We start from the raw sequence: 23,245 nt of genomic DNA, 5'->3' as shown, positions 1-23,245 counted from the left end.
TCAGAACTCGTCGTCGTCGATCTGACCGACGACCGGTTCACCGGCGGCGTCGAGAGAGACCACGACACCGGTCTCGAGCTCGGCCACAGGGCGTCCCTCGAGCCAGGTCAGAGTCCACTTCGGACGCGGATCTGCGTCGAGCCCGCCGTCGACCGCGCGAACCCGGTCGCGGAAGGCGGCCGGCAGCGAGACGGGCGGCTCATCGCCGCTGGTCCACCGCGTTCCCAAACGCATCTCACGCCTCCTGAGGCGCGAGCTCGACGCGCTCCACGACCAGGTCGCCGTCACTGTCGAGGAGCTCGAGCTCGGCGATGCGTCCGACCGCCTTCAGGTCGCCCTCCGCGCGGCGCAGCCGCTCGATCATCGCGGCATCCGCGCGCAGCGTCAGTACCGAGACGGGGGTCTTCTGCGAGGCCTTGGCTTCCGTCTTCGCCCGGCGGATGCCGATGAGCGCGGCGCTGGCCGCGGTGAGAACGGCCGGGTCGCCGTCGATGCCGCTCGCTTCCGGCCACGGCGCGGTGTGCACGGAGCCCTCCTCAAACCACGACCATGCCTCCTCTGCGGCGAAGGCGAGCACCGGGGCGAGCAGACGCAGCAGCGACGACAGCGCGAGTCGCAGTGCCAGCGCCGCCGACGCCTGACCGGCGTCGGAGCGGTCGTACGCGCGCTCCTTGACGAGCTCGAGGTAGTCGTCGCAGAAGGTCCAGAAGAACGATTCCGTGATCTCGAGCGCGCGAGCGTGGTCGTAGGCCTCGAACGCCCGCGTGGCATCGACGATCACACCGTCGAGCGTTGCGAGCATGGCGGCGTCGAGGTCGTGGGTCACCGCCGCGCCCTCGGGCACGGGGAAGGACAGCACGAACTTCGCGGCGTTCAGCACCTTGATGGCGAGACGGCGGCCGATCTTCACCTGCGTGGGGTTCTGCGGATCGAACGCGGCGTCGGAACCGAGGCGACTCGACGCGGCCCAGTAGCGGACCGCATCCGTGCCGTGCTGGGCGAGGATGTCGGCGGGGGTGACGACGTTTCCCTTCGACTTCGACATCTTCTTGCGGTCGGGGTCGACGATGAAGCCGGAGATCGCGGCATCCGACCACGGTGCGCGGCCGTCTTCGAGAGCGCTGCGGAGCATCGTGGAGAACAGCCAGGTGCGGATGATGTCCTGCCCCTGCGGCCGCAGATCAAACGGCGCGACGATCTGCCACAGCTCCTCGTCGCGCTGCCATCCGCCCGCGAGCTGCGGGGTCAGCGACGACGTCGCCCAGGTGTCGAAGATGTCGCGCTCGGCGTCGAATCCGCCGGGCACGCCGCGCTGCTCGGCGGTGTATCCCGGAGGGACATCGGTGGTCGGGTCGATCGGGAGCTGGGCGGCATCGGGGGTGATGACGCGCTCGTAATCGCGTTCGCCGTTCTCATCGAGGCCGTACCAGATCGGGATCGGTACGCCGAAGAAGCGCTGACGGGAGACGAGCCAGTCACCGGTGAGACCGTTGGTCCAGTTCTCGTAGCGCACCCGCATGAAGTCGGGGTGCCACGACATCTCCTGACCGAGCGAGATGAGGCGCGCCCGGAGCTCTTCGTCGCGGGCACCGTTGCGCAGGTACCACTGACGGGTCGAGACGATCTCGAGCGGGCGATCGCCCTTCTCGAAGAACTTCACCGGGTGGCTGAAGGGCTTCGACACCTCGAGCAGCTCGCCCGATTCCTGCAGCAACTCCACCACGCGCTTCTTGGCGCTGAAGACGGTCTTGCCCGCCAGCTCGGCGTAGGCCGCGCGTGCGCCATCCGTGACGATGACGTCAGGCGCCTCGGCCACGATGCGACCGTCGTGGCCGAGGATCGTGCGGTTGGGCAGGTCGAGCTCGCGCCACCAGATGATGTCGGTGACGTCGCCGAACGTGCAGATCATCGCGATTCCCGAGCCCTTGTCGGGCTGAGCGAGGTGATGGGCGAGGACGGGCACCTCGACGTCGAAGAGCGGCGTGCGGACGGTCTTGCCGAAGTAGGGCTGGTAGCGCTCGTCATCGGGGTTCGCCACGAGGGCGACACACGCCGGAAGCAGTTCGGGCCGCGTCGTCTCGATGTGGATGTCGCCGCTGCCGTCGGTCTTGTGGAACGCGATGCGGTGATACGACGCCTGCTGCTCGCGATCCTCGAGCTCGGCCTGCGCGATAGCGGAGCGGAAGTCGATGTCCCACAGCGTGGGGGCCAGCGCCTGGTAGGCCTCGCCGCGCTCGAGGTTGCGCAGGAACGCGAGCTGGCTGGTGCGGATGGTCTCGTCCGAGATCGTCCGGTACGTCTGGGTCCAGTCGACGGAGAGCCCGAGCTGACGGAAGAGCGACTCGAACTGCTTCTCGTCCTCGATCGTCAGCTTCTCGCACAGCTCGATGAAATTGCGACGGCTGATGGGCACCTGGTCGGCGGCACGGCTCGACTTGTTGTCGCCGCCCTCGAACGGCGGGACGAACGACTCGTCGTAGGGGAGAGTCGGGTCGCAGCGCACGCCGTAGTAGTTCTGGACGCGGCGCTCGGTGGGCAGGCCGTTGTCGTCCCAGCCCATCGGGTAGAAGACGCTCTTCCCGCGCATGCGCTCGAATCGCACCTTGAGGTCGGTGTGGGTGAACGAGAAGACGTGGCCGATGTGCAGCGACCCGGATGCCGTCGGGGGAGGCGTGTCGACGGAGAAGACGCCGCCGCGGCCGGTCTTCGCGGCACGCGCGCGGTCGAACAGGTAGGTGCCCTGCTCGGCCCACGCGGCGCCCCACTTCTGCTCGAGGCCTTCCAGAGCGGGCTTCTCGGGAATGTGCGCTGTCATGGGAACTCCTCGACGATATGTGCGGCACTGTGTGAGCGTGCCTGAGTGTGCGTCGTCCGAGTCTACCGGGGGTCAGAAGGCGGCTTCGATGGTCTCGTTGCCGTCGATGACCTTTCGCACCTCGTCGCTCGTGAACGCGTCGATGAGTGCTTTCGTGGCAGGGGAATCCGCCTCAGCCGAGGGGACCACGAGCTGCAGCGCGAAGCGGTCGTCGAGTTCGGTGAGCAGGCCGTCGTCCTGCGGCGTGAGGCCGAGCGCGGCGATGTGCGACGGCCACTGGAAGACCAGGTCGGCCTCGTCGTACGCCGTGTTCAACTGGTTGATCTCCAGCGACAGGAACTGGAGGTTCTTCGGGTTCTCCGCGACGTCGTCGAGGGTCGCTGTGTACGGGTCGATGCCGGGGGCGAGGTCGATGATGTCGGCGTCGGCCAGCAGCTTGAGCGCACGCGCGGTGTTCGACGAGTCGTTCGGGATGGCGACCGTGGCACCGTCGGGGAGCTGGCCGATGTCGGTCAGCGTCTTCGAGTAGAAGGCGATGACGAAGTTGTAGACGGGTTGGACCGCCTCGAGCGATGCCCCGTTCTTCTCGTTGAACTCCGTCATATACGGCTCGTGCTGCGAGAAGTTCGCGTCGATGTCGCCGGCAGCGAGCATGTTGTTGATCGTGACGTAGTCCGACACCGGAACGAGCTCGATCTCGTACCCGTCGGCGATCGCGGCTCCGGCAGCCTCGACGATGTCCGTCGCGGGGGCGGTCACCGCGCCCACGCGGAGCGTCGTGGCCCCGGAATCCGTGTCTCCGGGCGAGCCGGCGCAGCCGGCGAGGAGTCCGGCGACCGCGAAGGTGGCGATGGCCGCCGAGGCGATGCGGGTGCGAAGGGTGCGAACGGGCATGGGTTCTCCTTGTGAGAGCGGGTGGACGAGGGTCAACGGTGGTCGAGTCGGATCGACAGGCGGTGACCGGCCGACTGGATGACCAGCACCACGACGAGGATGACGGCGATCGTGAAGTACATCAGCGGATAGTCGTACTCCTGGTAGCCGTAGCGCAGCGCGAAGTCGCCGATGCCGCCACCGCCGACCACACCGAGCACGGTGGAATACGACAGCAGACTGATCGTCGCCGAGGTCAGCGCATAGGCGAGGCCGGGAACGGCCTCGGGAAGCAGGAAGCGCCGGATCGTCTGAGGCAGGGTCGCTCCCATCGTGCGCGCGACCCGGGGGATGCCCGGGCTGATCTCGCGCAGAATCTGCTCGACGAGTCGTGCGTAGATCGCGACCGCGACGAAGCAGAGCGAGAACGTCGCCGCAGGAGTGCCGAATGTCGTCCCGTAGACGAGACGTGTCACCGGCACGAGGAACACGACCAGGAGGAGAAACGGGAAGGAGCGCACGACGTTGATGAAGAGGTTTCCGATCCACCACACGAACCGGTTCGGCGCGGCGCCGCCCCGCCGCGTCAGGTACACGAGCATCCCGAGGGGGAGTCCGAGGACCACCGCTGCGGCCAGTGAGACGAGGAGCATGTATCCGGTCTCGCCGAGCGCCTCGAGCAGGTCTCCGCCGCGGCGCTCGAGTGATTCGACCAGGCCGGTCATGCGCCCAGCTCCCGCCGGGCGCGGTCGAGGTAGCTCTCCCGGCCCAGATCCGATGCGGGCTCGACGTGCAGGATGTCGCGCAGACGCCCGTCCTCGAACAGCGCGACGCGGTCGCAGATGCGCCGCACGACGGCGAGATCGTGCGTCACGACGACCACTGTCGTTCCGAACCGGTCTCGGGCCTCGCGGAGGAGCGCGAGGACGCCGTCGGTCGTGGTGGCGTCGAGCGAGGAGGTCGGCTCGTCGCAGAGCAGGACCTCGGGCCGGCCCACGAGCGCGCGGGCGATCCCCACGCGCTGACGCTGACCGCCGCTGAGCTCAGACGGGTACGCATCCTCGCGACCACCGAGACCGACGAAACGCAGCGTCTCGTCCGCCGCGGCGCGTCGCTCGTTCACACTGAGGCGGTCCCGGCGGTCGCGCAGATCCAGGGCGAGCAGGACGTTCTGGCGGACGGTGCGATTCGCCAGCAGGTGCACGCCCTGGAAGACGACGCCGATCCGCCGGCGCAGATCCCGGAGCGCTGTGCGGCTGAGACCGGTCGGGTCCTGGTCGAGTACCTTCACGGTTCCTGCGGTCGCGCTGATCTCGCCGGTGAGCAGAGCCAGGAGAGTGCTCTTGCCGGCGCCGCTCTCGCCGATGACTCCGAAGATCTCGCGCGGAGATACAGCGAGATCGACGTCGGTGAGAGCGCGGGTTCCGCCGGGGTAGGTGACGCTCACGCCGCTGAGGGCGATCGGCGCGTCGGTCGGTGGCACAGGGCATCCCCTAATAGTTGGACGACGTTCAACTATAGTCGAAGCATGGTCACCCGGTACCGCACCTCTGCTTTCAACGACGACGGCGGCACGGGGGTCAGCCGCGTTCCGGACGGCCTGAAGGTCGCCGTGTCGAATCCACTGCAGCCGGGCCATGACACCGCCGCGAGCAATCCCGAGCAGCTCCTCGCGCTGGCCTGGTCGACGTGCCTGAACGCGACGGCGCAGGCGATCGTGGCGGGCCGCCACCGCACGATGGCGCGGGTCGAGGTCGAGCTGCGCGACGCCGAGGGGCGCACGGGGTACGAGTTCCTCGTGACGGCCTTCATCTCCGGCGAGGGGCTGGATGCCTCCGAGGCGGCGGAACTCGCCGCCGCAGCGCACGATCGCTGCCCGATCTCGCGCCTGTTGCGGGAATCGCCGCTCGCCGAGGTACGCGGCGAGGCCTGGTCGGCGTCCTGACGAAGGGCCGTCAGCGATCGACGGCGAATCCGAGGTGGGGCATGTCCACGCCTCGGTAGTGCACCATGAACCGGCGGCGAACGGTCATGCCGAGGCGGATGGCGACGTTCATGGATGCGATGTTGGTGTCGCGGACCTTGGCCCAGATGGCCGGAGCACCGAGCTCGCGGAATCCCCAGTCTCGCGCGGCGGCGGCGGCCTCGGTCGCGTAACCGCGGTGCCAGTGCGCCCGCTGGAAGAGGTAGCCGACCTCGAGCACCTCTTCGTCGCCGACGAACTGCCGCGTGATGCCGCACTGCCCGATCATGCCGGCCCCAGGGAGGTCGACGGCCCAGAGGCCGAACCCGTCCTCCTCGTAGCGACGGAGATTGCGCGCGAGCCACTGCGCGCTCTCGTCGTCGTCGAAGGCCCCCTCGTAGGCGGTCATCGCGATGGGGTCGGTCAGTATCTTGCGGAGCGGGCCCAGATCGTCCTCGGTCATCAGCCGGAGGACCAGACGTTCGGTGCGGGCGATCATCGGCTCGGCTCCTCGGCGGATGCGTCATCGCGCACGTCCCATCCGAGCGCAGCGGCGAACGCGGGGGCATGCGCTTCGATCTGCCGACGCGATGCAGTGGCGCCGGTCAGCGCCCGGATGTCCGTGAAGGCGAGTGCTTCCAGGCCGCGGAGGTCGAGATCCGTGCTCGAGAGCGCACGGGAGTCGAACTCGTCGACCGTCGTGTCGACGAAACGGACCCGCTCGAGCATCGCGCCCGGGGCGTCGAGCGTTCCGATGCGGCAGTCGAGGATGAGCACGTCGCGCAACGTCGCGGCGGGCACCGAGAGGTAGTCGATCCGGATGCCGCGGAGGATGACGCCGTCCCAGCGAGCACGCTGGGCGTCGAGGGTGCCGATCCGCCCGCCGCTGAGGGCCACGGTGCGCCAGCTGCCGTCGCCCGAGCGGAACTCGGCCGTCGCGAGGTCGCGGATGGCCACGTCGGCGAGCACCGCGCCGGTGAGGTCGAGCCGGTCGGGGGACCCGGCTTCGACGACGCTCTCGCTCAGCCGTGCGTGGGCGCCGTCGACCGCCCCGCCGCCGAGTGCGATCGACGTCTCGACGAGATCGCCGTGTCGGGTGAGGACGCCGGGCTCGAAGTGACGCGGCAGGTCGGGTTCGCTCACGCGAGGGGGCGTGGGACGGGTACGAGGGCGGGCCATACGTTCAGCGTATGCCGACGGTATGATGGGCTCATCAGCACCGATCCGGCCATCACCGGGGAGCTCTCGGAAGAACGGCGGTCATCCGCCCAGTAGAACCGAGCGGGGCAGGCCCGTCACAGCCGCTGGGAGAGTGGCCCTCCGGGGCAAGCGGGGTGGTACCGCGGTCGCACGATCGTCCTCGCAGGAAGTCCGACCCTGCGAGAGAAGCCATGACCTATCCGAAGTCCTCCGCTTTCGGCCCCGCCGCCGACAGCGTCGTGCCGAGCCCCCGCTTCCCCGACGTCGAGCGCGACGTGCTCGCGTTCTGGGAGCGCGACGACACCTTCCGCAGCTCCATCGCGCGGCGCGAGGGGGCGCCCGAGTGGGTCTTCTACGACGGCCCTCCGTTCGCGAACGGGCTCCCGCATTACGGCCATCTGCTCACCGGGTACGCGAAGGATGTCTTCCCTCGCTTCCAGACCATGCGCGGCAAGAAGGTCGACCGCGTCTTCGGCTGGGACACCCACGGGCTGCCCGCTGAACTCGAAGCGATGAAGCAGCTCGGGATCACCGAGAAGAGCGAGATCGAGGCGATGGGCATCGCCGCCTTCAACGACAAGGCGCGCTCATCCGTCCTCGAGTACACGCGCGAGTGGGAGGACTACGTCACCCGGCAGGCGCGGTGGGTCGACTTCGAACGCGGCTACAAGACGCTCGACACGGGCTTCATGGAGTCGGTGCTCTGGGCGTTCAAGGAACTGTGGGACAAGGACCTCGCCTACGAGGGGCATCGCGTGCTGCCCTACTGCTGGCGCGACGAGACGCCCCTGTCGAACCACGAGCTGCGCATGGACGACGACGTCTACAAGATGCGCCAGGATCCGTCGGTGACCGTCACCTTCCCGTTCGTCGGGGCGAAGGCCGAGTCCCTCGGCCTCACCGGTGTGCGCGCTCTCGCGTGGACGACGACCCCGTGGACGCTGCCCACGAACCTCGCTCTCGCCGTCGGCCCCGACATCCGCTATGTCGTGCTGCCCGGCGGGCCGGCCGGCGCCGCCGACGTTCATGAGGACCGTGTCGAGGCCGACGCCCACCGCTACCTCCTCGCCGAAGACCTCCTCGCGGGCTACGCGAAGGACCTCGGGTACGGCGACGTCGACGAGGCGCGCGCCGCGATCGAGCGGACCGTTCTCGGCAGCGAGCTCTCGGACGTGCAGTACGACCGGCTCTTCGACTACTACGCGGACACCGACACCTGGGGAACGGGTTCCGCGTGGCGGGTGCTCGTCGACGACTACGTCACCACCACCGACGGCACCGGCATCGTCCACCAGGCCCCGGCCTACGGTGAGGACGACCAGCGCGTGACCGGCGCAGCCGGCATCCCGCTCATCATGAGCCTCGACGACGGCGGGCGCTTCCTCCCGCAGGTCACCGACGTCGCGGGGGAGTTGTGGATGGACGCCAACCGCCCGCTCATCCGCCTCCTCAAGGCCGAGGGCCGTCTCCTTCGCGAGGCGAGCTACGAGCACTCCTACCCGCACTGCTGGCGCTGCCGCAATCCGCTCATCTACAAGGCGGTGTCGAGCTGGTTCGTGCGCGTCACGGCGATCAAGGACCGCCTGCTCGAACTCAACGAGCAGATCACGTGGGCACCCGAGAACGTCAAGCACGGGCAGTTCGGCAAGTGGCTCGAGGGCGCGCGCGACTGGTCCATCAGCCGCAACCGCTTCTGGGGCTCGCCGATCCCGGTCTGGAAGAGCGACGATCCCGAGTACCCGCGAACCGACGTGTACGGCTCGCTCGCCGACATCGAACGCGACTTCGGTCGCCTACCGCGCAACGAGGCGGGCGAGGTCGACCTGCACCGGCCGTTCATCGACGACCTCACGCGTCCGAACCCCGACGACCCCACGGGCCGCTCGACGATGCGCCGCATCGAGGACGTCTTCGACGTATGGTTCGACTCCGGGTCGATGCCGTACGCGCAGGTGCACTACCCCTTCGAGAACCGGGAGTGGTTCGACGAGCACGCGCCGGCCGACTTCATCGTGGAGTACATCGGACAGACCCGCGGCTGGTTCTACGTCATGCACGTGCTCTCGGGTGCGCTGTTCGACCGGCCGGCGTTCTCGGGCGTCGCCTGCCACGGCATCGTGCTGGGCAGCGACGGTCAGAAGATGTCGAAGTCGCTGCGGAACTACCCGGACGTGTCCGAGGTCTTCGATCGCGACGGTTCCGACGCGATGCGGTGGTTCCTGATGGGCTCGTCGGTGCTCCGCGGCGGCAACCTCGTCGTCACCGAAGAGGGCATCCGGGCGGGCGTGCGGGAGTTCCTGCTTCCGCTGTGGAACACCTGGTACTTCTTCGCCACCTATGCCAACGCGGCCGGCGGTGAGGGCGGGGCCGGGTACGAGGCGCGGCGGCGGACCGACTCCACGAACGTGCTCGACCGCTACATCCTGGCGCTGACCGGCGACCTGGTGCGCGATGTCGCCGCCGACCTGGAGGCCCTCGACTCCACGATGGCCGCGGCCAAGCTGCGCGACTTCGCCGAAGCGCTCACGAACTGGTACATCCGCCGCTCCCGCGATCGCTTCTGGGTGGGCGTCGTGCCGGGCGACGATGCGTCGACCGAGGCGTTCGACACCCTCTACACGGTGCTCGAGACGCTGACCCGGGTCGCGGCACCGCTTCTGCCCCTCGTGAGCGAGCGCGTCTGGCAGGGCCTCACCGGCGGCCGGAGCGTCCACCTGGAGGACTGGCCGGACGCAGACGAGTTCGCGCCGGCAGCCGACATCCGTTCGGCTATGGACGCCGTCCGCGAGGTCTCATCGGTGGCCAACGCTCTGCGCAAGAAGGAGGGCAAGCGCGTGCGCCTGCCCCTGCCTCAGCTCACGGTTGCGACGAGCGACGCGGCGTCGCTGGAGCAGTTCGCCGACATCCTCCGCGACGAGCTCAACGTGAAGGATGTCGCTGTGGCGGAGCTCTCGGACGACCTCGCGGCCTCGTACGGCATCAGCCAGCGCCTCTCGGTCAATGCGCGCGCGGCCGGTCCGCGACTGGGCAAGCAGGTGCAGCACGTCATCGCGGGTGCCCGGGCAGGCCTGTGGAGCGAGCAGGACGGTGCCGTGACCGTGGACGGCGTGGCACTCGAGCCCGGCGAGTACGACCTGACCCTCGAAGCGGGAGGGGTGGCGGAAGGCACCGCGATCGCACTGCTGTCGGGCGGTGGATTCGTGCTGCTCGACACCACAACGACCGCGGAACTCGAGGCCGAGGGCCTGGCGCGCGACGTGATCCGCGCGGTGCAGGACACCCGGAAGGCCGCCGGCTTCGAGGTCAGCGACCGCATCCGGCTGATGCTGACGTTCGATTCCGATGAGGATGCCGCTGCTGTCGCATCGGCGTTCGACGCCGCCGATGTGGCGGGCGAGACACTGGCCCGCGAATGGGCGGTGCGCTCACGCACCTCGACCGTTGCCGAGTCTGCGGAGTCCGTCGCGGCGACCGAGCCCGACTTCGAGGCCGTGGTCGCCGCCAAGACCTACGCCAACAGGGGAGACCTCGCTGTGAGCGTCACCCGGCTGACAGGAGAGACCGCATGACCGATCAGGCCCGCGCCGACGCCGTGTACACGGCGCTGCTGCAACGTCAGGGGGAGCAGTGGGTGCAGCCCCGCATCGAGCGGACTCGACGCGTACTCGAACTGCTGGATGACCCGCAGCGCACCTACCGCGTCGTGCACGTGACGGGAACGAACGGCAAGACGTCGACGAGCCGGATGATCGAGAGCCTCGTCCGCGCGCACGGGCTGCGCACCGGGCTCTTCACGAGCCCGCACCTCGAGCGCTTCACCGAGCGCATCCTGATCGACGGCGAGCCGATCGCCGATGCCGCTGTCGCCGACGCGTGGGACGAGATCGCTCCCTTCGTCGACCTCGTGGACGCTGAGCTGGATGCGGCGGGTGACGCTCCTCTGACGTTCTTCGAGCTGCTCACCGTCCTCGCTTTCGTCGCGTTCTCCGACGCGCCCGTCGATGTCGCGGTCATCGAGGTGGGCATGGGCGGATCGTGGGACTCGACCAACACCGCCGACGGGGACGTCGCCGTCATCGGCCCCGTCGCGCTCGACCACGCCGACCGCCTTGGCGAGACCATGGCCGAGATCGCCGCGGTCAAGGCAGGCATCATCAAGCCCGGCGCGGCGGTCGTCTCGGCCGTGCAGGCACCCGAGGCGGCCGAGCAGATCCGAGCGCGCGCCGCGGAGGCGGCCGCTACCGTCGGGTTCGCCGGTGAGGAGTTCGGTCTGACCGCGCACAGCCTCGCCGTCGGCGGACAGCAGATCAGTGTTCGGGGGCGCGCGGGGGAGTACCCCGAGCTCTACCTGCCGCTTTACGGCTCTCACCAAGCCGAGAACGCCGCCCTCGCGGTCGCCGCGGTCGAAGCTCTCATCGGCGCCGAGGACCAGGCGCTCCACGCGGAGGTCGTCGCGGACGGACTGGGCGCGGTCACCTCTCCCGGCCGCCTGCAGCTGCTCGGGGTCAGCCCGACCGTGCTCGTCGACAGCGCGCACAACCCCCATGGGGCAGCGGCACTCGGGGCGGCGCTTCGCGAGTCGTTCGACTTCGATGAATGGGGCGTCGTGCTCGGTGTTCTGGGAGACAAGGACGCCGCGGGGATCGTCGAGGCCCTCGCACCGGTCGCCGCCCACGTCTTCGCGACCTCCCCGGACTCGGAGCGCGCATCGGAGCCGACCCTCGTCGCCGATCTTGCCGAGGAGCGCGGACTCGGGGTCACCGAGCACCGCGACCTCGTCGAAGCGGCCGAGGCCGCGCGCGAGTGGGCCGCGGCTGCGGAACGGCGCGCGGTGATCATCGCCGGTTCGGTCGTGCTCGCGGCCGAAGCGATCGCCCTCGCCGCTGCGGAGGACTGGAAGTCGGGATGGCAGGCGTGAGCCGGCCTCGCGAGCGCCGACGTCGCGGTGCCGCGGAGTCGCTCGGATCGGTCGTCCTCGGTTTCGAATCCATCGTGGTCTTCCTCGGCGGACTGACCGTCTACGGACTCGGTGCGCTGCCGGAGGGCGTCGCCGACTGGTGGGGAGTGGTCGCCGGGGCGGTCCTCGCCGTTGCGATGATCGTCATCTCGGGGCTGCTGCGGCACCGGTGGGGCATCCTCCTGGGCTGGCTGTTGCAGGTGGTTCTGGCGCTCGGGGTGTTCCTCGTGCCGGCGCTCGGGATCGTCGCGCTGGTTTTCGGCGGCATGTACGCGTATGCGACCATCAAGGGGGCTGCTCTCGACCGGCGGAACGCCGCCCTCGCAGCCGACGAATCGAACGGAGACTGACATGCCCACCGAAGAGACCCTCGTCCTCGTCAAGCCCGACGGTGTGGCCCGCGGCCTCACTGGCGCGATCCTCGCCCGCATCGAGGCGAAGGGCTACGCGCTCGTCGACATCCGGCTCGTCGAACCCGACCGGGAGGTGCTCGAGAAGCATTACGAGGAGCACGCCGGCAAGCCGTTCTACGAACCGCTGCTCGAGTTCATGCAGAGCGGCCCCTCGGTCGCCATCCGCTTGGCCGGCAATCGCGTCATCGAGGGCTTCCGCTCGCTCGCCGGAACCACCGACCCCACGACGGCCGCACCCGGTACGATCCGGGGCGACTTCGGACGCGACTGGGGCCTGGCCGTTCAGCAGAACCTCGTCCACGGCTCCGACAGCCCCGAGTCCGCCGCGCGCGAGCTCGAGATCTGGTTCGGCTGACCGCATCCGCGACACCACGCCCGCCGCCCGACGTCACGACGTCGAGCGGCGGGCGTCGTCGTCTCAGAGGAAGCCGATCCAGTCGAGCCGGATCTGCGCGATCACGGCGATGGCGACGTAGCTGAGCACGGCGAGAAGCGGCACCCAGCCGGTCAGAGTGGCGGCGATCGCTCGGCCTCGACGCGGCAGCGGCACGACGCCCGACCTGAGCAGGTGCAGGGTGACGGCGTAGAAGCTCGGGATGGTCACGAACCAGGTGACCATGCACCAGGGGCAGAGCGTTCCGAGCACGAAGATGCTCTGCGAGATCAGCCACACCACGAAGCCGAACGCGAACGCCATGCCGGCCCAGAAGAGCAGCCAGAACCACCGGGCGAAGCGTGCGCCGGCGAGGATCGCCGCGCCCACGACGATGGGCGCGACCCAGCCGGTGAGCCCGAGGAGCGGGTTGGGGAAACCGAAGACCGAACCCTGGGCAGAGGTCAGGTTCGCCCCGCACTGCACGACGAGGTTGAAGTCACAGGATGCCGTGGCCGTGGCGTCTTCGAGCAGGTGGAGCCGCTCGGTCGTCAGCGCGAACGCGGCGATCCATCCGATGACGCCCGCGATCATCAGCCAGACGGCAAGTGCGACAGGGCGGGCGTGGCTACGGGGTGCGGACATGACCGCGATTATCCCATCGGCATCGATGACCCCGCCGTGAGCATCGGCCCCGTGTCCCACGAAGCGACGCGCGTAGTGCGATAATGGATGCCGATGCTCGTCTGCAGCCGCGCTGCGACAGGACATCACGAGAGACTTCGGGCAATGGCTGCCCACGCAGGCCGCGCCGAGAGCCGGCTGCACACCGAGTGAGTTCGCGGCTCGTCCTTCCGGGAGCGACGCCGCCAGAGATGTACCGGGTGGCGCGCGGTGCCGCCCGAAGAGGAGTACGCCAGTGATGGCCGATGATCGCAACGACAGCCCGACCCCCGATGAGCCCGCGAACGCGGTAGACCCCGCCGCAGCGGAGCTCGCTGACGCGGTGACGTCGATCGACGCCACCGAGGAGCACATCGACAGCGGGCGCGCCGCCGAGGATGGCGCGCCGGAACCCGGTTCCGGAATGACCGCGGAGACCGGCACCGGGGGGACGCCTGCCGCACCCGCGCCCGAGTCCGCGCCCGTCGAGGAGGCCGCCCCCTCGGAGGAACCCGTCGTCCCCACTGGCGAGCCGGCGCCGGCCGAAGAAGCTGAGGAGACGGCCCCCGCTGAGGAGCCGGCGCCGACGGACGAGCAGGCGCCCTCGGAGGAGCCGGCCGATTCCGGCCCGCCCACCGCGGTCTCGCTCGGCCTGTTGCCGGCGGAGTTCGTGTCGGCGGTGTCCACCGCGCTGCACTTCTACGCGCCCGATATCGCGCCTCTTCCCGCGCTGCCGGACGACACCGATGACGACGACAACGGATCCTCGTCGAGCTCGAGCAGCTCGCGCCGCCGTGGCCGTCGCCGCGGCGGGTCGAACGGCGACGAGGGCAATGAGCCCGCTCCGCGCCAGCGCGCCGTCGAGCTGATCACCGAGCCCCAGCGCATCAAGGGCTCCACTCGCCTGGAGGCGAAGAAGCAGCGTCGCCGCGACGGACGGGAAGCCGGTCGTCGACGCACCGTCGTCACCGAGGCGGAGTTCCTCGCGCGGCGCGAAGCGGTCGACCGCGTCATGGTCGTGCGCTCGAAGAGCGGCCGCATCCAGATCGCCGTGCTCGAGGACAACGTGCTCGTCGAGCACTACGTCGCGCGCAACCAGGACGCTTCCCTCATCGGCAACGTCTACCTCGGCCGCGTGCAGAACGTCCTGCCGAGCATGGAAGCCGCGTTCGTCGACATCGGGCGTGGCCGCAACGCCGTGCTCTACTCGGGCGAGGTCGACTGGGATGCCGTCGAGACGGGCAACCAGCCCCGTCGCATCGAGCTCGCCCTGAAGTCGGGCGACCGCGTCCTCGTGCAGGTCACGAAGGACCCCGTCGGCCACAAGGGTGCGCGCCTCACCAGCCAGATCTCGTTGCCCGGCCGCTACCTGGTGTATGTCCCCGGCGGTGCGATGAACGGCATCTCTCGCAAGCTGCCCGACACCGAGCGGGCGCGTCTCAAGCGCATCCTCAAAGAGGTGCTCCCGGAGTCCTCGGGTGTGATCGTGCGGACCGCCGCCGAGGGCGCGACCGAGGATCAGCTGACGCGCGACGTTCAGCGCCTCACCTCGCAGTGGGAGCACATCAGCTCGCAGCTCGAGAAGATCCAGGCGCCGGCGCTCCTGCACTCCGAGCCCGATCTGCTGGTCAAGATCGTGCGCGACGTCTTCAACGAGGACTTCTCGCGAATGCTCATCCAGGGCGACGAGGCGTACTCGACGATCACCTCCTACCTCACCGGCGTCGCTCCCGATCTCCTCGAGCGCGTCGAGAAGTACGAGGACGAGCAGGACCCGTTCGACGCGTTCCGCGTGACCGAACAGATCGAGAAGGCCCTCGACCGCAAGGTGTGGCTGCCTTCCGGAGGTTCGCTCGTGATCGACCGCACCGAAGCGATGACCGTGGTCGATGTCAACACCGGCAAGTTCGTCGGTTCCGGGGGCAACCTCGAAGAGACCGTCACCAAGAACAACCTCGAGGCTGCGGAAGAGATCGTCCGCCAGCTTCGTCTGCGCGACATCGGCGGCATCATCGTCGTCGACTTCATCGACATGGTGCTCGAATCGAACCGCGATCTCGTCCTGCGGCGCCTCATCGAATGCCTGAGCCGCGACCGCACCAAGCATCAGGTCGCGGAGGTCACCTCTCTCGGTCTCGTCCAGATGACGCGCAAGAAGCTGGGCCTCGGGTTGCTGGAGACATTCAGCGAGGCGTGCGACGTATGTGCTGGCCGCGGGGTCATCGTTCACCACGACCCGGTCGTCAAGCACCGCGGTGGCGGAGCTCAGGGCGGCAACGGCAACGGCAACGGCTCGGCGCGGCGCGGTCGCGGCTCCGGCAACGCGGCACCGGCTCCCGCGAACGGTGGCACCCACGTCATCACCGAGGGCGCGAAGTCGGCCCTGGCGCAGATCGCTGCCTCGACGATCCAGGCGACCGCGGCCGATGAGGATGCCGAGATCATCGCGGCTCCCGTCGAGGCCGAGCCTGCGCCCGTCGAGCGCCCGAAGAAGCCCCGTCGCAAGAAGGCCGAGCCCAAGGCGCCGCGGACCGAGAAGGATCTTCTCCTCGACTCGGTCCTCAACGCGCTTCCCGAGCCCAAGGCGCCCGGTCAGGGACGAGGACGTCGTCGCGTGACCACGGCCGCTCTCAGCGGCACCCCGGTGTCGGCTGCGCCGGCTTCGGACGACTGACGCCCATCGTCGAGACGAACGCCGCGGGATCGCTTCAGATCCCGCGGCGTTCGCGCGCTGTGACCCTCAGCCCGGAGGCGATGAGCCGGCGTACGAGCTCGTGGCCAGAGACGTGCTGGGCGCCGCCGGCGATGAGGCGCTCGAATGCCGAATCGGGGACGTCGTAGTGGTCGAGGTCGAATGCCCGCGCGGGCAGATCATGGCGTCGCGCGAAGGCATGGAGCTCATCGAGGTCCGTGTCGCTGACCAGGTGCGACCACAGGCGGCCGTGGGCCGGCCAGCGCGGATCGTCGATGAGGATCACCATCCTCCGATCCTAGGGAGCGCCTCGCTCGGCGGCTCCGAAGCGACACACCCGGCCGTCCTTTTGCCGGATCTCCCGGCATCCGGTAAAGTGGACCCTTGGTGCAGCGAGTCCGTCGACGTCCCGTCACGATTGCGGCTCAGCCACAGGATCCTCTGGGGCACGCGCACCAAGACTTTCCAGTCTCGCAAAGACAATCGGAGCCGTGCGCTCCACAGAAGAAACAGGTGTGAAGTGGTTTACGCAGTTGTGCGCGCCGGCGGCCGTCAGGAGAAGGTCGAGGTCGGCACGATCGTCGTCCTCGATCGTCAGGCGGCTCAGATCGGTGACAAGCTCGAGCTTCCCGCCGTTCTCCTCGTCGACGGCGACGCCGTGACCACCGACGCTGACAAGCTCGCGAAGGTCACGGTCACCGCCGAGGTTCTCGGTGAGGAGCGCGGCCCGAAGATCGTGATCCAGAAGTTCAAGAACAAGACCGGCTACAAGAAGCGCCAGGGCCACCGTCAGGACCTCACGCGCGTCAAGATCACCGGCATCAAGTAAGCCAGGGAGACGCAGAGATGGCACACAAAAAGGGCGCAAGCTCCACCCGTAACGGTCGTGACTCCAACGCACAGCGCCTCGGCGTGAAGCGCTTCGGCGGCCAGGCCGTCAACGCCGGCGAGATCCTCGTTCGCCAGCGCGGTACCCACTTCCACCCCGGCGCCAACGTCGGCCGTGGCGGCGACGACACCCTGTTCGCACTCGCGGCCGGTGCCGTCGAGTTCGGCACGAAGGGTGGCCGCAAGGTCGTCAACATCGTGGCGGCTGCCGAGTAATTCGGACCAGACCACTTCGCGGCGAGGGGCGGGCTTCGGCTCGCCCCTCGCCCTGTTTTCCAGGAGGCACCGCATGGTGACGTTCGTCGACCGGGTCACGCTGCATCTGCGTGCCGGCAAGGGCGGCAACGGCTGCGTGTCGGTGCGCCGCGAGAAGTTCAAGCCGCTCGCCGGCCCCGACGGAGGCAACGGCGGTGACGGCGGCGACGTCGTCCTCGTCGCTGATCCCCAGGTGACGACGCTTCTGTCGTATCACCACTCGCCCCACCGGTCGGGCGGCAACGGCGGCTTCGGCATGGGCGACAACCGCTCGGGCGCGGCGGGGGAGCACCTCGAGCTCCCCGTCCCTGTCGGCACGGTCGTCAAGTCTCCCGAGGGCGAGACACTCGTCGACATGGTGACCCCGGGCATGCGTTTCGTCGTGGCTCCGGGTGGACAGGGCGGCCTCGGCAACGCGGCACTGGCGTCTCCCAAGCGAAAGGCTCCCGGCTTCGCGCTGCTGGGAACCCCGGGCTGGGAAGGCGATGTCCAGCTCGAGCTGAAGACGGTCGCCGACATCGCACTGGTCGGGTTCCCCTCCGCGGGCAAGTCGAGCCTCATTGCGGCGATGTCCGCCGCCCGCCCGAAAATCGCAGATTACCCGTTCACGACGCTGCATCCCAACCTCGGCGTCGTCCAGGCCGGCGACATCCGCTACACGATCGCAGACGTGCCGGGCCTCATCGAGGGCGCGAGCGAGGGACGCGGACTCGGTCTCGAGTTCCTGCGCCATGTGGAGCGCTGCTCGGCCCTGGTGCACGTGCTCGATTGCGCGACGCTGGAGCCGGGACGCGATCCCCTCACCGACCTCGACGTCATCCTCGCCGAGCTCGGCGCGTATCCGGTTCCCGAGGGTCAGGTGCCGCTGCTGGAGCGCCCGCAGCTCATCGCTCTCAACAAGACCGACGTCCCCGAGGCTCGCGATCTCGCTGACCTCGTGCGTCCCGACCTCGAAGCCCGCGGCTACCGCGTGTTCGAGATCTCGACCGTGAGCCGTCAGGGTCTGCGCGAGCTCTCGTTCGCCATGGCCGACCTCGTCGCCGAACACCGTGTCGCCGCCGCTGCCGAGGTTCCCGCAGAACGGATCGTCATCCGCCCCAAGGGCGCCGAACGCGACTTCACGATCCGTGTCGAAGGCGGCACCTACGGCAACGTCTACCGCATCCTCGGAGCCAAGCCGGTGCGCTGGGTGCAGCAGACCGACTTCCAGAACGAGGAAGCGGTGGGCTTCCTCGCCGATCGTCTCGACAAGCTCGGCATCGAGGACGAGCTGTTCCGGCTCGGTGCGACCCCGGGCTCGACGGTCGTGATAGGCGAGGGCGACGGCATCGTCTTCGACTGGCATCCGTCGCTGTCGTCGGCCGCTGAGCTCATGACCGCTCCGCGCGGCACCGATCCGCGTCTCGACCTCAATCCGCGCCGGACGTCGAATGAGCGTCGCGAGCGGTACCGCGAGCGGATGGATGCCAAGGCCGAGGCTCGGGCGGAACTCGAGGCAGAGCGCCGCGCTGAGAAGTCGCGAGGTGTCGCAGAGGACGACGCGTGAGCCTGCTCGCGCGCCGGGAGCTCAACGGTGCCCGACGCGTGGTCGTGAAGGTCGGCTCCTCCTCGATCAGCGGGGACAACGCGGGCAAGATCGACTCCCTCGTCGACGCGCTGGCAGAGGCACACGCCCGCGGCACCGAGGTCGTGCTCGTCTCGTCGGGCGCGATCGCGACCGGCATGCCGTACCTTCGTCTCGACGAGCGCCCCACCGACCTCGCCACCCAGCAGGCAGCAGCGGCCGTCGGGCAGAACGTCCTGGTCTATCGCTACCTGGACGCCCTGCGACAGTACGGCATCGTCGCGGGCCAGGTGCTGCTGACCGCGGGGGACTTCGACGACCCGACGCACCGATCGAACGCACGCCGCGCGATGGAGCGGTTGCTGGGGCTCCGCATCCTTCCCATCGTCAACGAGAACGACACCGTCGCGACACACGAGATCCGTTTCGGTGACAACGACCGGCTCGCGGCTCTCGTCTCGCGCCTCGTCGGGGCGGACGCCCTCGTGCTGCTCAGCGATATCGCCTGCCTCTACACCCGGCCGCCGAGCGAGCCGGGCGCGCGCTCCATCGAGACCGTCTCCTTCGATGACGACCTCAGCGGGTACGAATTCGGCGCGACGGTGGTCAACAGCGTCGGCACCGGCGGTGCCGCAACGAAGGCTTCGGCCGCGCGGCTGGCCGCCGAGGGCGGGGTCGCGGCGCTCGTGACGAGCATCGACCTCGCCAGCGAAGCCCTCGCGGGTGCGGATGTCGGCACGTGGTTCGAGGCGAATCCCGCGCCCGCGCTGATCACCGGTACCGGGGCGATCGGCGTCGGTCAGGGCTGAGGCCGCCGTCGCTAGACTGGCGTGATGACCACAGCCGTCGCATCCGACGTCGCCGAGCGCCTGGGCGCCGCGAAACGGGCGAGCCGCTCGATCGGCCTTCTGGACGATGCCGCCAAGACCCTGCTCCTCGACGGCATCGCCGACGCGTTGATCGCCGACACCGCCCGCATCGTCACGGCGAACCGCGATGACCTGGAGCGCGGCGAGGCGGACGGGATCTCTGCCGGTCTGCGCGACCGCCTCATGCTCGACGAGGCACGCGTCGCGTCCCTCGCGCGTGCTGTGCGCGATGTGGCACGCCTCCCGGATCCTGTCGGGCGTGTGCTCGATGAGCGCGAGCTGCCGGGCGGCGTGCGACTCCAGAAGGTGTCCGTGCCCTTCGGCGTCGTCGCCTCCATCTACGAAGCCCGGCCGAACGTCACGGTGGACATCACGGCGCTCGCGCTGCGCTCAGGAAACGCCGTCGTCCTGCGCGGCGGCTCCGCAGCGCAGTCGACCAACGCCGCGCTGATCGAGGCGATGCGGGGTGCGCTGCAGCGAGCCGGGGTCGACCCCGACGGCATCCAGACCGTCGATGACTTCGGCCGCGACGGCGCGCGGGCGCTCATGCGGGCCCGGGGCCTCGTCGACGTCCTGGTTCCTCGCGGCAGTGCCCAGCTCATCGAGACCGTCGTTACCGAGTCGACGGTGCCGGTCATCGAGACCGGAGCCGGGGTCGTCCACATCGTCCTCGACGAGTCCGCTCCGCTCGAGTGGGCGCGCGAGATCGTCGTGAACGCGAAAGCGCAGCGGCCGAGCGTCTGCAATGCGGTCGAGACCGTGCTCGTCGTGCGGTCGGCGGCCGACCGTCTGGTTCCGCCCGTGTCCGCGGCGCTCATCGGCGCAGGAGTCACGATCCACGGCGACGATGACGTGCGCCGCCTCGTGCCCGCCGCCGTTCCCGCAACGGACGACGACTGGGCGACCGAGCACATGAGCCTCGACCTCGCCATGCGCGTGGTCGACGATCTCGACGAGGCTCTCGACCATATCCGTCGCTACTCGACGATGCACACCGAGGCCATCGTGACCGCCGACGATGCGAATGCCGAGCGCTTCCTCGCTGAAGTGGACGCCGCTGTCGTCATGGCGAACGCGTCGACGCGGTTCACCGACGGGGGCGAGTTCGGCTTCGGTGCCGAGGTCGGCATCTCGACTCAGAAGCTGCATGCCCGCGGCCCGATGGGACTTCCTGAGCTGACCAGCACGAAGTGGCTCGCGCGCGGCGCCGGGCAGACGCGCGCCTGACCACCTAAACTTGATACGCGCCGCCGCGCGAAACGAACGGAGCCACGATGACCCTCGCCACGATCACCGCATTCGCCGCCGAGCAGACCGAGCACCACGGCAATGTGCAGGCGGAGACGATGATCTTCGGCGTCATCGCCCTGGTCATCTTCCTCGCTCTCGGTCTCGTGACGCTGTCGTACCGCAACGTCGCCAACCGCCACGACGGCAAGGCCGAGGCCTACGCCGCCGCTCACGGCAAGCAACTGACGCAGTCGGAGAACGGCCACCACTGAGGCCGCACCGATGACGGGAACGCGTGCGCCGCGTATCGGCGTGATGGGCGGCACGTTCGACCCGATTCATCATGGGCACCTGGTGGCCGCGAGCGAGGTCGCGCAGTCGTTCGATCTGGACGAAGTCATCTTCGTGCCGACGGGAACGCCGTGGCAGAAGTCGTTCGTGTCGCCGGGGGAGCATCGGTACCTCATGACGGTCATCGCGACGGCCTCGAACCCGATGTTCACGGTGAGTCGCGTCGACATCGACCGCGACGGTCCGACGTACACGATCGACACACTGCGCGATCTGAAGGCACAACGTCCCGACGCCGACTTCTTCTTCATCACCGGAGCTGACGCCATCGCGCAGATTCTCAGCTGGAGGAACCATGATGAACTGTGGGAGCTCGCGCATTTCGTCGCCGTCTCGCGTCCCGGCCACACGCTTTCCAGTGCCGGACTGCCCAGCGATGACGTGAGCCTGCTCGAGATCCCCGCGCTGGCCATCTCGTCGACCGACTGCCGGGCACGAGTCGGACGCGGACATCCGGTGTGGTACCTCGTTCCAGACGGGGTCGTCCAATACATTGCGAAGCATCATCTCTATCGGAGCAAGGCATGAGCGACAACGAGCAACAGCCACCGACTCCGCAGCTGACGCGCCGACAACTGCGTGAGCTGCGCAACACGGCTTCCAATCCGATCATCGTCGACCCTGACGCCACCGACGACGCGTCGGCGACCGGAGCGGAGCCGACGCCCGCCCCAGCGCCGCTGCCGCGTGCTGCGGAGCCGGTCGAGGTTCCCCCGGCGCCCGTCCCGCAGACGTCTGTCGATCTCGGCTCGCCCGCGCTGACCCGTCGCCAGGCTCGCCTGCAGGAGAAGATCCGCACGGCATCCATCCCTGTCGTGACAGCGACCGGCGAGCACCCGACCGTGGCGGCCGAATCCGACGACTCCGACGTGTCCGGTCCACGCGCGGCCGATGACGCGGCTCGGACAGTCGAATCGGATGCCGCCGACGAGGATGCCCAGGACGGCGCCGAGCTCGACGCCCCCCGCGCTGACGGTGAGGCCGAGGCGGCCGATGGTGCGGATGCCGAAACGGAAGCCGCCTCCCCGGACGTCACTGACGCTGTGGTCGAGACCGAGTCTGAGTCTGAGGCAGCGGGTTCCGAGGCTGTCGAGGCGGAGGAGGCCGTCCCCGAAGAGACCGGCGCCGAGCACGACATCGCCGCGCACGAAATCGCCGAGGACGATGTTGTCGCTGACGACGAGCGCGCGATCGACGAGACCGCGGGCGAAGCGGAGCCCGAGCGCCACGTCGTCTCGAACGACCTCGGCGCCGATCTGCTCGCGGGGGAGTCCGCCGCCAGCGACGTGCCCGCATCGTTCGATCAGCTGCTGTCGCGCAGTGCCGCGGCGACGGGCGCGTTCACGACGCCGAACGCACTGATCCTCGCCGAGAACCCCGACGGCGGCCCGCTGGTCGCACCCGTGACCGCGACCGGCGAGGTTCTGATCACCGGGACGTTCACGCTGCCCGAGAACTTCGGTTCGACCGGTGTCGTCCCGGGCGTTGCGGACGGCAAGGAGGTCGATGCGGTTCTCGTGGACGGCGAGCTGCCGGCGTCGTCCTCGCCCACTCCCATCGCCGCGAGCGCGGCCATCTCGACCATCAAGAGCGCCGAGGACGTCATTCGTCCGCCGGCGCCGGAGAAGGGCAGCCGCTGGACGGTCGCCCTCGCCATCACCGCGGGGGCCCTCGCCCTCGCCCTGGCGGGCGTTCTGCTCGTCTCGCTTTTCACAGGAGTCTTCGGATGAGTTCACAAGCAGTCATCGACATGGTCGCCGTCGCCGCGACGGCCGCAGAGTCGAAGGGCGGCGAAGACCTCGTCGCCCTCGACGTGTCGCAGCCCCTCCCGCTCGTGGATGCGTTCCTGCTCGTCAGTGGGAACAGTGAGCGCAATGTCGCCGCGATCGCCGATGCGGTCGAGGAGAGCATGCTCGAGGCCGGCCACAAGCGTCTGCGCCGGGAGGGCCGCACCGAGTCGCGCTGGGTGCTGCTCGACTTCGGCGACCTCGTCGTTCACGTGTTCCACGAGCAGGAGCGCGTCTACTACGGGCTCGAGCGCCTGTGGAAGGACTGCCCGGTCATCCCGATCGAGGCCGCCGTGGTCACGAGCACCCCTGGAGATGTTGTAAGCTAAATGAGTTGCCGCGAGAGCGGAAA

General features: G+C 69.0%; 24 protein-coding genes. 15 read left to right on the top strand and 9 right to left on the bottom strand.

Annotated features, from left to right (window positions below; all coding sequences use genetic code 11):
• The 5 genes from ACI2K6_RS01640 to ACI2K6_RS01620 form a co-directional block, all read right to left on the bottom strand.
• Entirely contained in the window at nucleotides 1-234 is a 234-nt protein-coding gene (locus ACI2K6_RS01640) for a hypothetical protein (RefSeq protein WP_112614684.1), read from the bottom strand.
• Between the two features lies 1 nt (nucleotide 235).
• A complete protein-coding gene (valS, locus tag ACI2K6_RS01635) occupies nucleotides 236-2,815 on the bottom strand; it encodes a valine--tRNA ligase (protein WP_404567867.1) in 2,580 nt (859 codons plus the stop codon).
• Nucleotides 2,816-2,887: 72 nt separating this feature from the next.
• On the bottom strand, nucleotides 2,888-3,709 hold the full coding sequence (locus ACI2K6_RS01630; RefSeq protein WP_404567865.1) for a MetQ/NlpA family ABC transporter substrate-binding protein: 822 nt from the start codon (nucleotides 3,707-3,709) through the stop codon (nucleotides 2,888-2,890).
• A gap of 32 nt (nucleotides 3,710-3,741) precedes the next feature.
• Entirely contained in the window at nucleotides 3,742-4,413 is a 672-nt protein-coding gene (locus tag ACI2K6_RS01625) for an ABC transporter permease subunit (RefSeq protein ID WP_323987662.1), read from the bottom strand.
• The gene (locus ACI2K6_RS01620) at nucleotides 4,410-5,171 is read right to left on the bottom strand and encodes an ATP-binding cassette domain-containing protein (RefSeq protein ID WP_404567863.1); all 762 of its coding nucleotides are present in this window, start codon (nucleotides 5,169-5,171) and stop codon (nucleotides 4,410-4,412) included. Before ACI2K6_RS01620 ends, ACI2K6_RS01625 begins: the two co-directional genes overlap by 4 nt.
• Before the next feature lie 45 nt (nucleotides 5,172-5,216).
• Here ACI2K6_RS01620 and ACI2K6_RS01615 point away from each other — a divergent pair, with 45 nt between their 5' ends.
• A complete protein-coding gene (locus ACI2K6_RS01615; protein WP_404567861.1) occupies nucleotides 5,217-5,633 on the top strand; it encodes an OsmC family protein in 417 nt (138 codons plus the stop codon).
• 10 nt (nucleotides 5,634-5,643) lie between these two features.
• Here ACI2K6_RS01615 and ACI2K6_RS01610 read toward each other — a convergent pair whose 3' ends face one another.
• Both ACI2K6_RS01610 and ACI2K6_RS01605 read right to left on the bottom strand, forming a co-directional pair.
• Complete coding sequence (locus ACI2K6_RS01610) at nucleotides 5,644-6,150, bottom strand: GNAT family N-acetyltransferase (protein ID WP_404567860.1); 507 nt, start codon at nucleotides 6,148-6,150, stop codon at nucleotides 5,644-5,646.
• Nucleotides 6,147-6,794, bottom strand: coding sequence for a hypothetical protein (locus tag ACI2K6_RS01605; RefSeq protein WP_404567858.1), 648 nt, complete (start codon nucleotides 6,792-6,794; stop codon nucleotides 6,147-6,149). The genes ACI2K6_RS01610 and ACI2K6_RS01605 overlap by 4 nt, the downstream gene beginning before the upstream one ends.
• Before the next feature lie 248 nt (nucleotides 6,795-7,042).
• Between ACI2K6_RS01605 and ileS the strand changes: the two genes are divergently transcribed.
• The 4 genes from ileS to ndk are packed head-to-tail and all read left to right on the top strand — an operon-like array spanning nucleotide 7,043 to nucleotide 12,576.
• A complete protein-coding gene (ileS, locus tag ACI2K6_RS01600) occupies nucleotides 7,043-10,420 on the top strand; it encodes an isoleucine--tRNA ligase (protein ID WP_404567857.1) in 3,378 nt (1,125 codons plus the stop codon).
• Nucleotides 10,417-11,769: a bifunctional folylpolyglutamate synthase/dihydrofolate synthase gene (locus ACI2K6_RS01595; RefSeq protein WP_404567855.1), complete on the top strand. Its 1,353-nt coding sequence runs from the start codon at nucleotides 10,417-10,419 to the stop codon at nucleotides 11,767-11,769. The genes ileS and ACI2K6_RS01595 overlap by 4 nt, the downstream gene beginning before the upstream one ends.
• Nucleotides 11,757-12,158: a DUF4233 domain-containing protein gene (locus tag ACI2K6_RS01590; protein ID WP_404567853.1), complete on the top strand. Its 402-nt coding sequence runs from the start codon at nucleotides 11,757-11,759 to the stop codon at nucleotides 12,156-12,158. Before ACI2K6_RS01595 ends, ACI2K6_RS01590 begins: the two co-directional genes overlap by 13 nt.
• Before the next feature lies 1 nt (nucleotide 12,159).
• Nucleotides 12,160-12,576 carry a nucleoside-diphosphate kinase gene (gene ndk, locus ACI2K6_RS01585; RefSeq protein WP_114589474.1) on the top strand — a complete coding sequence of 139 codons (417 nt, stop codon included), beginning with the start codon at nucleotides 12,160-12,162 and terminating at the stop codon, nucleotides 12,574-12,576.
• A 63-nt stretch (nucleotides 12,577-12,639) separates the two neighbouring features.
• On the opposite strand, the gene ACI2K6_RS01580 is transcribed toward ndk, so the two are convergent.
• On the bottom strand, nucleotides 12,640-13,239 hold the full coding sequence (locus ACI2K6_RS01580) for a vitamin K epoxide reductase family protein (protein WP_114589475.1): 600 nt from the start codon (nucleotides 13,237-13,239) through the stop codon (nucleotides 12,640-12,642).
• 277 nt (nucleotides 13,240-13,516) lie between these two features.
• Between ACI2K6_RS01580 and ACI2K6_RS01575 the strand changes: the two genes are divergently transcribed.
• Nucleotides 13,517-15,931, top strand: a complete 2,415-nt coding sequence (locus ACI2K6_RS01575; RefSeq protein WP_404567852.1) for an Rne/Rng family ribonuclease — start codon at nucleotides 13,517-13,519, stop codon at nucleotides 15,929-15,931.
• A gap of 34 nt (nucleotides 15,932-15,965) precedes the next feature.
• Here the strand turns inward: ACI2K6_RS01575 and ACI2K6_RS01570 are convergent, their stop codons facing one another.
• Complete coding sequence (locus ACI2K6_RS01570; RefSeq protein WP_323987667.1) at nucleotides 15,966-16,238, bottom strand: DUF4031 domain-containing protein; 273 nt, start codon at nucleotides 16,236-16,238, stop codon at nucleotides 15,966-15,968.
• A 231-nt stretch (nucleotides 16,239-16,469) separates the two neighbouring features.
• Between ACI2K6_RS01570 and rplU the strand changes: the two genes are divergently transcribed.
• From rplU to rsfS, 9 genes are all read left to right on the top strand, one after another.
• Complete coding sequence (gene rplU / locus ACI2K6_RS01565) at nucleotides 16,470-16,778, top strand: 50S ribosomal protein L21 (protein ID WP_023950787.1); 309 nt, start codon at nucleotides 16,470-16,472, stop codon at nucleotides 16,776-16,778.
• A gap of 17 nt (nucleotides 16,779-16,795) precedes the next feature.
• Complete coding sequence (rpmA, locus tag ACI2K6_RS01560) at nucleotides 16,796-17,053, top strand: 50S ribosomal protein L27 (protein WP_023950785.1); 258 nt, start codon at nucleotides 16,796-16,798, stop codon at nucleotides 17,051-17,053.
• A 73-nt stretch (nucleotides 17,054-17,126) separates the two neighbouring features.
• Entirely contained in the window at nucleotides 17,127-18,638 is a 1,512-nt protein-coding gene (gene obgE / locus ACI2K6_RS01555; RefSeq protein ID WP_404567849.1) for a GTPase ObgE, read from the top strand.
• Nucleotides 18,635-19,465 (top strand): glutamate 5-kinase, encoded by an 831-nt coding sequence (gene proB / locus ACI2K6_RS01550; RefSeq protein WP_404567847.1) that lies wholly within the window; start codon nucleotides 18,635-18,637, stop codon nucleotides 19,463-19,465. Before obgE ends, proB begins: the two co-directional genes overlap by 4 nt.
• Nucleotides 19,466-19,489: 24 nt before the next feature.
• Nucleotides 19,490-20,752, top strand: a complete 1,263-nt coding sequence (locus ACI2K6_RS01545; RefSeq protein WP_404567845.1) for a glutamate-5-semialdehyde dehydrogenase — start codon at nucleotides 19,490-19,492, stop codon at nucleotides 20,750-20,752.
• Nucleotides 20,753-20,799: 47 nt separating this feature from the next.
• Nucleotides 20,800-21,027 (top strand): hypothetical protein, encoded by a 228-nt coding sequence (locus tag ACI2K6_RS01540; RefSeq protein WP_112614718.1) that lies wholly within the window; start codon nucleotides 20,800-20,802, stop codon nucleotides 21,025-21,027.
• 10 nt (nucleotides 21,028-21,037) lie between these two features.
• Entirely contained in the window at nucleotides 21,038-21,634 is a 597-nt protein-coding gene (nadD, locus tag ACI2K6_RS01535) for a nicotinate-nucleotide adenylyltransferase (RefSeq protein ID WP_094261568.1), read from the top strand.
• Entirely contained in the window at nucleotides 21,631-22,836 is a 1,206-nt protein-coding gene (locus ACI2K6_RS01530; RefSeq protein WP_404567843.1) for a hypothetical protein, read from the top strand. Before nadD ends, ACI2K6_RS01530 begins: the two co-directional genes overlap by 4 nt.
• Nucleotides 22,833-23,222 (top strand): ribosome silencing factor, encoded by a 390-nt coding sequence (gene rsfS, locus ACI2K6_RS01525; protein WP_112614722.1) that lies wholly within the window; start codon nucleotides 22,833-22,835, stop codon nucleotides 23,220-23,222. Before ACI2K6_RS01530 ends, rsfS begins: the two co-directional genes overlap by 4 nt.
• Nucleotides 23,223-23,245: the final 23 nt, after the last annotated feature.

It is taken from the genome of Microbacterium sp. NPDC006705, assembly GCF_044903545.1.
Lineage (GTDB): Bacteria > Actinomycetota > Actinomycetes > Actinomycetales > Microbacteriaceae > Microbacterium > Microbacterium plantarum.
The sequence above is the reverse complement of the archived record's forward strand: the minus strand, read 5'-3'. Positions and strand labels throughout refer to the sequence as shown.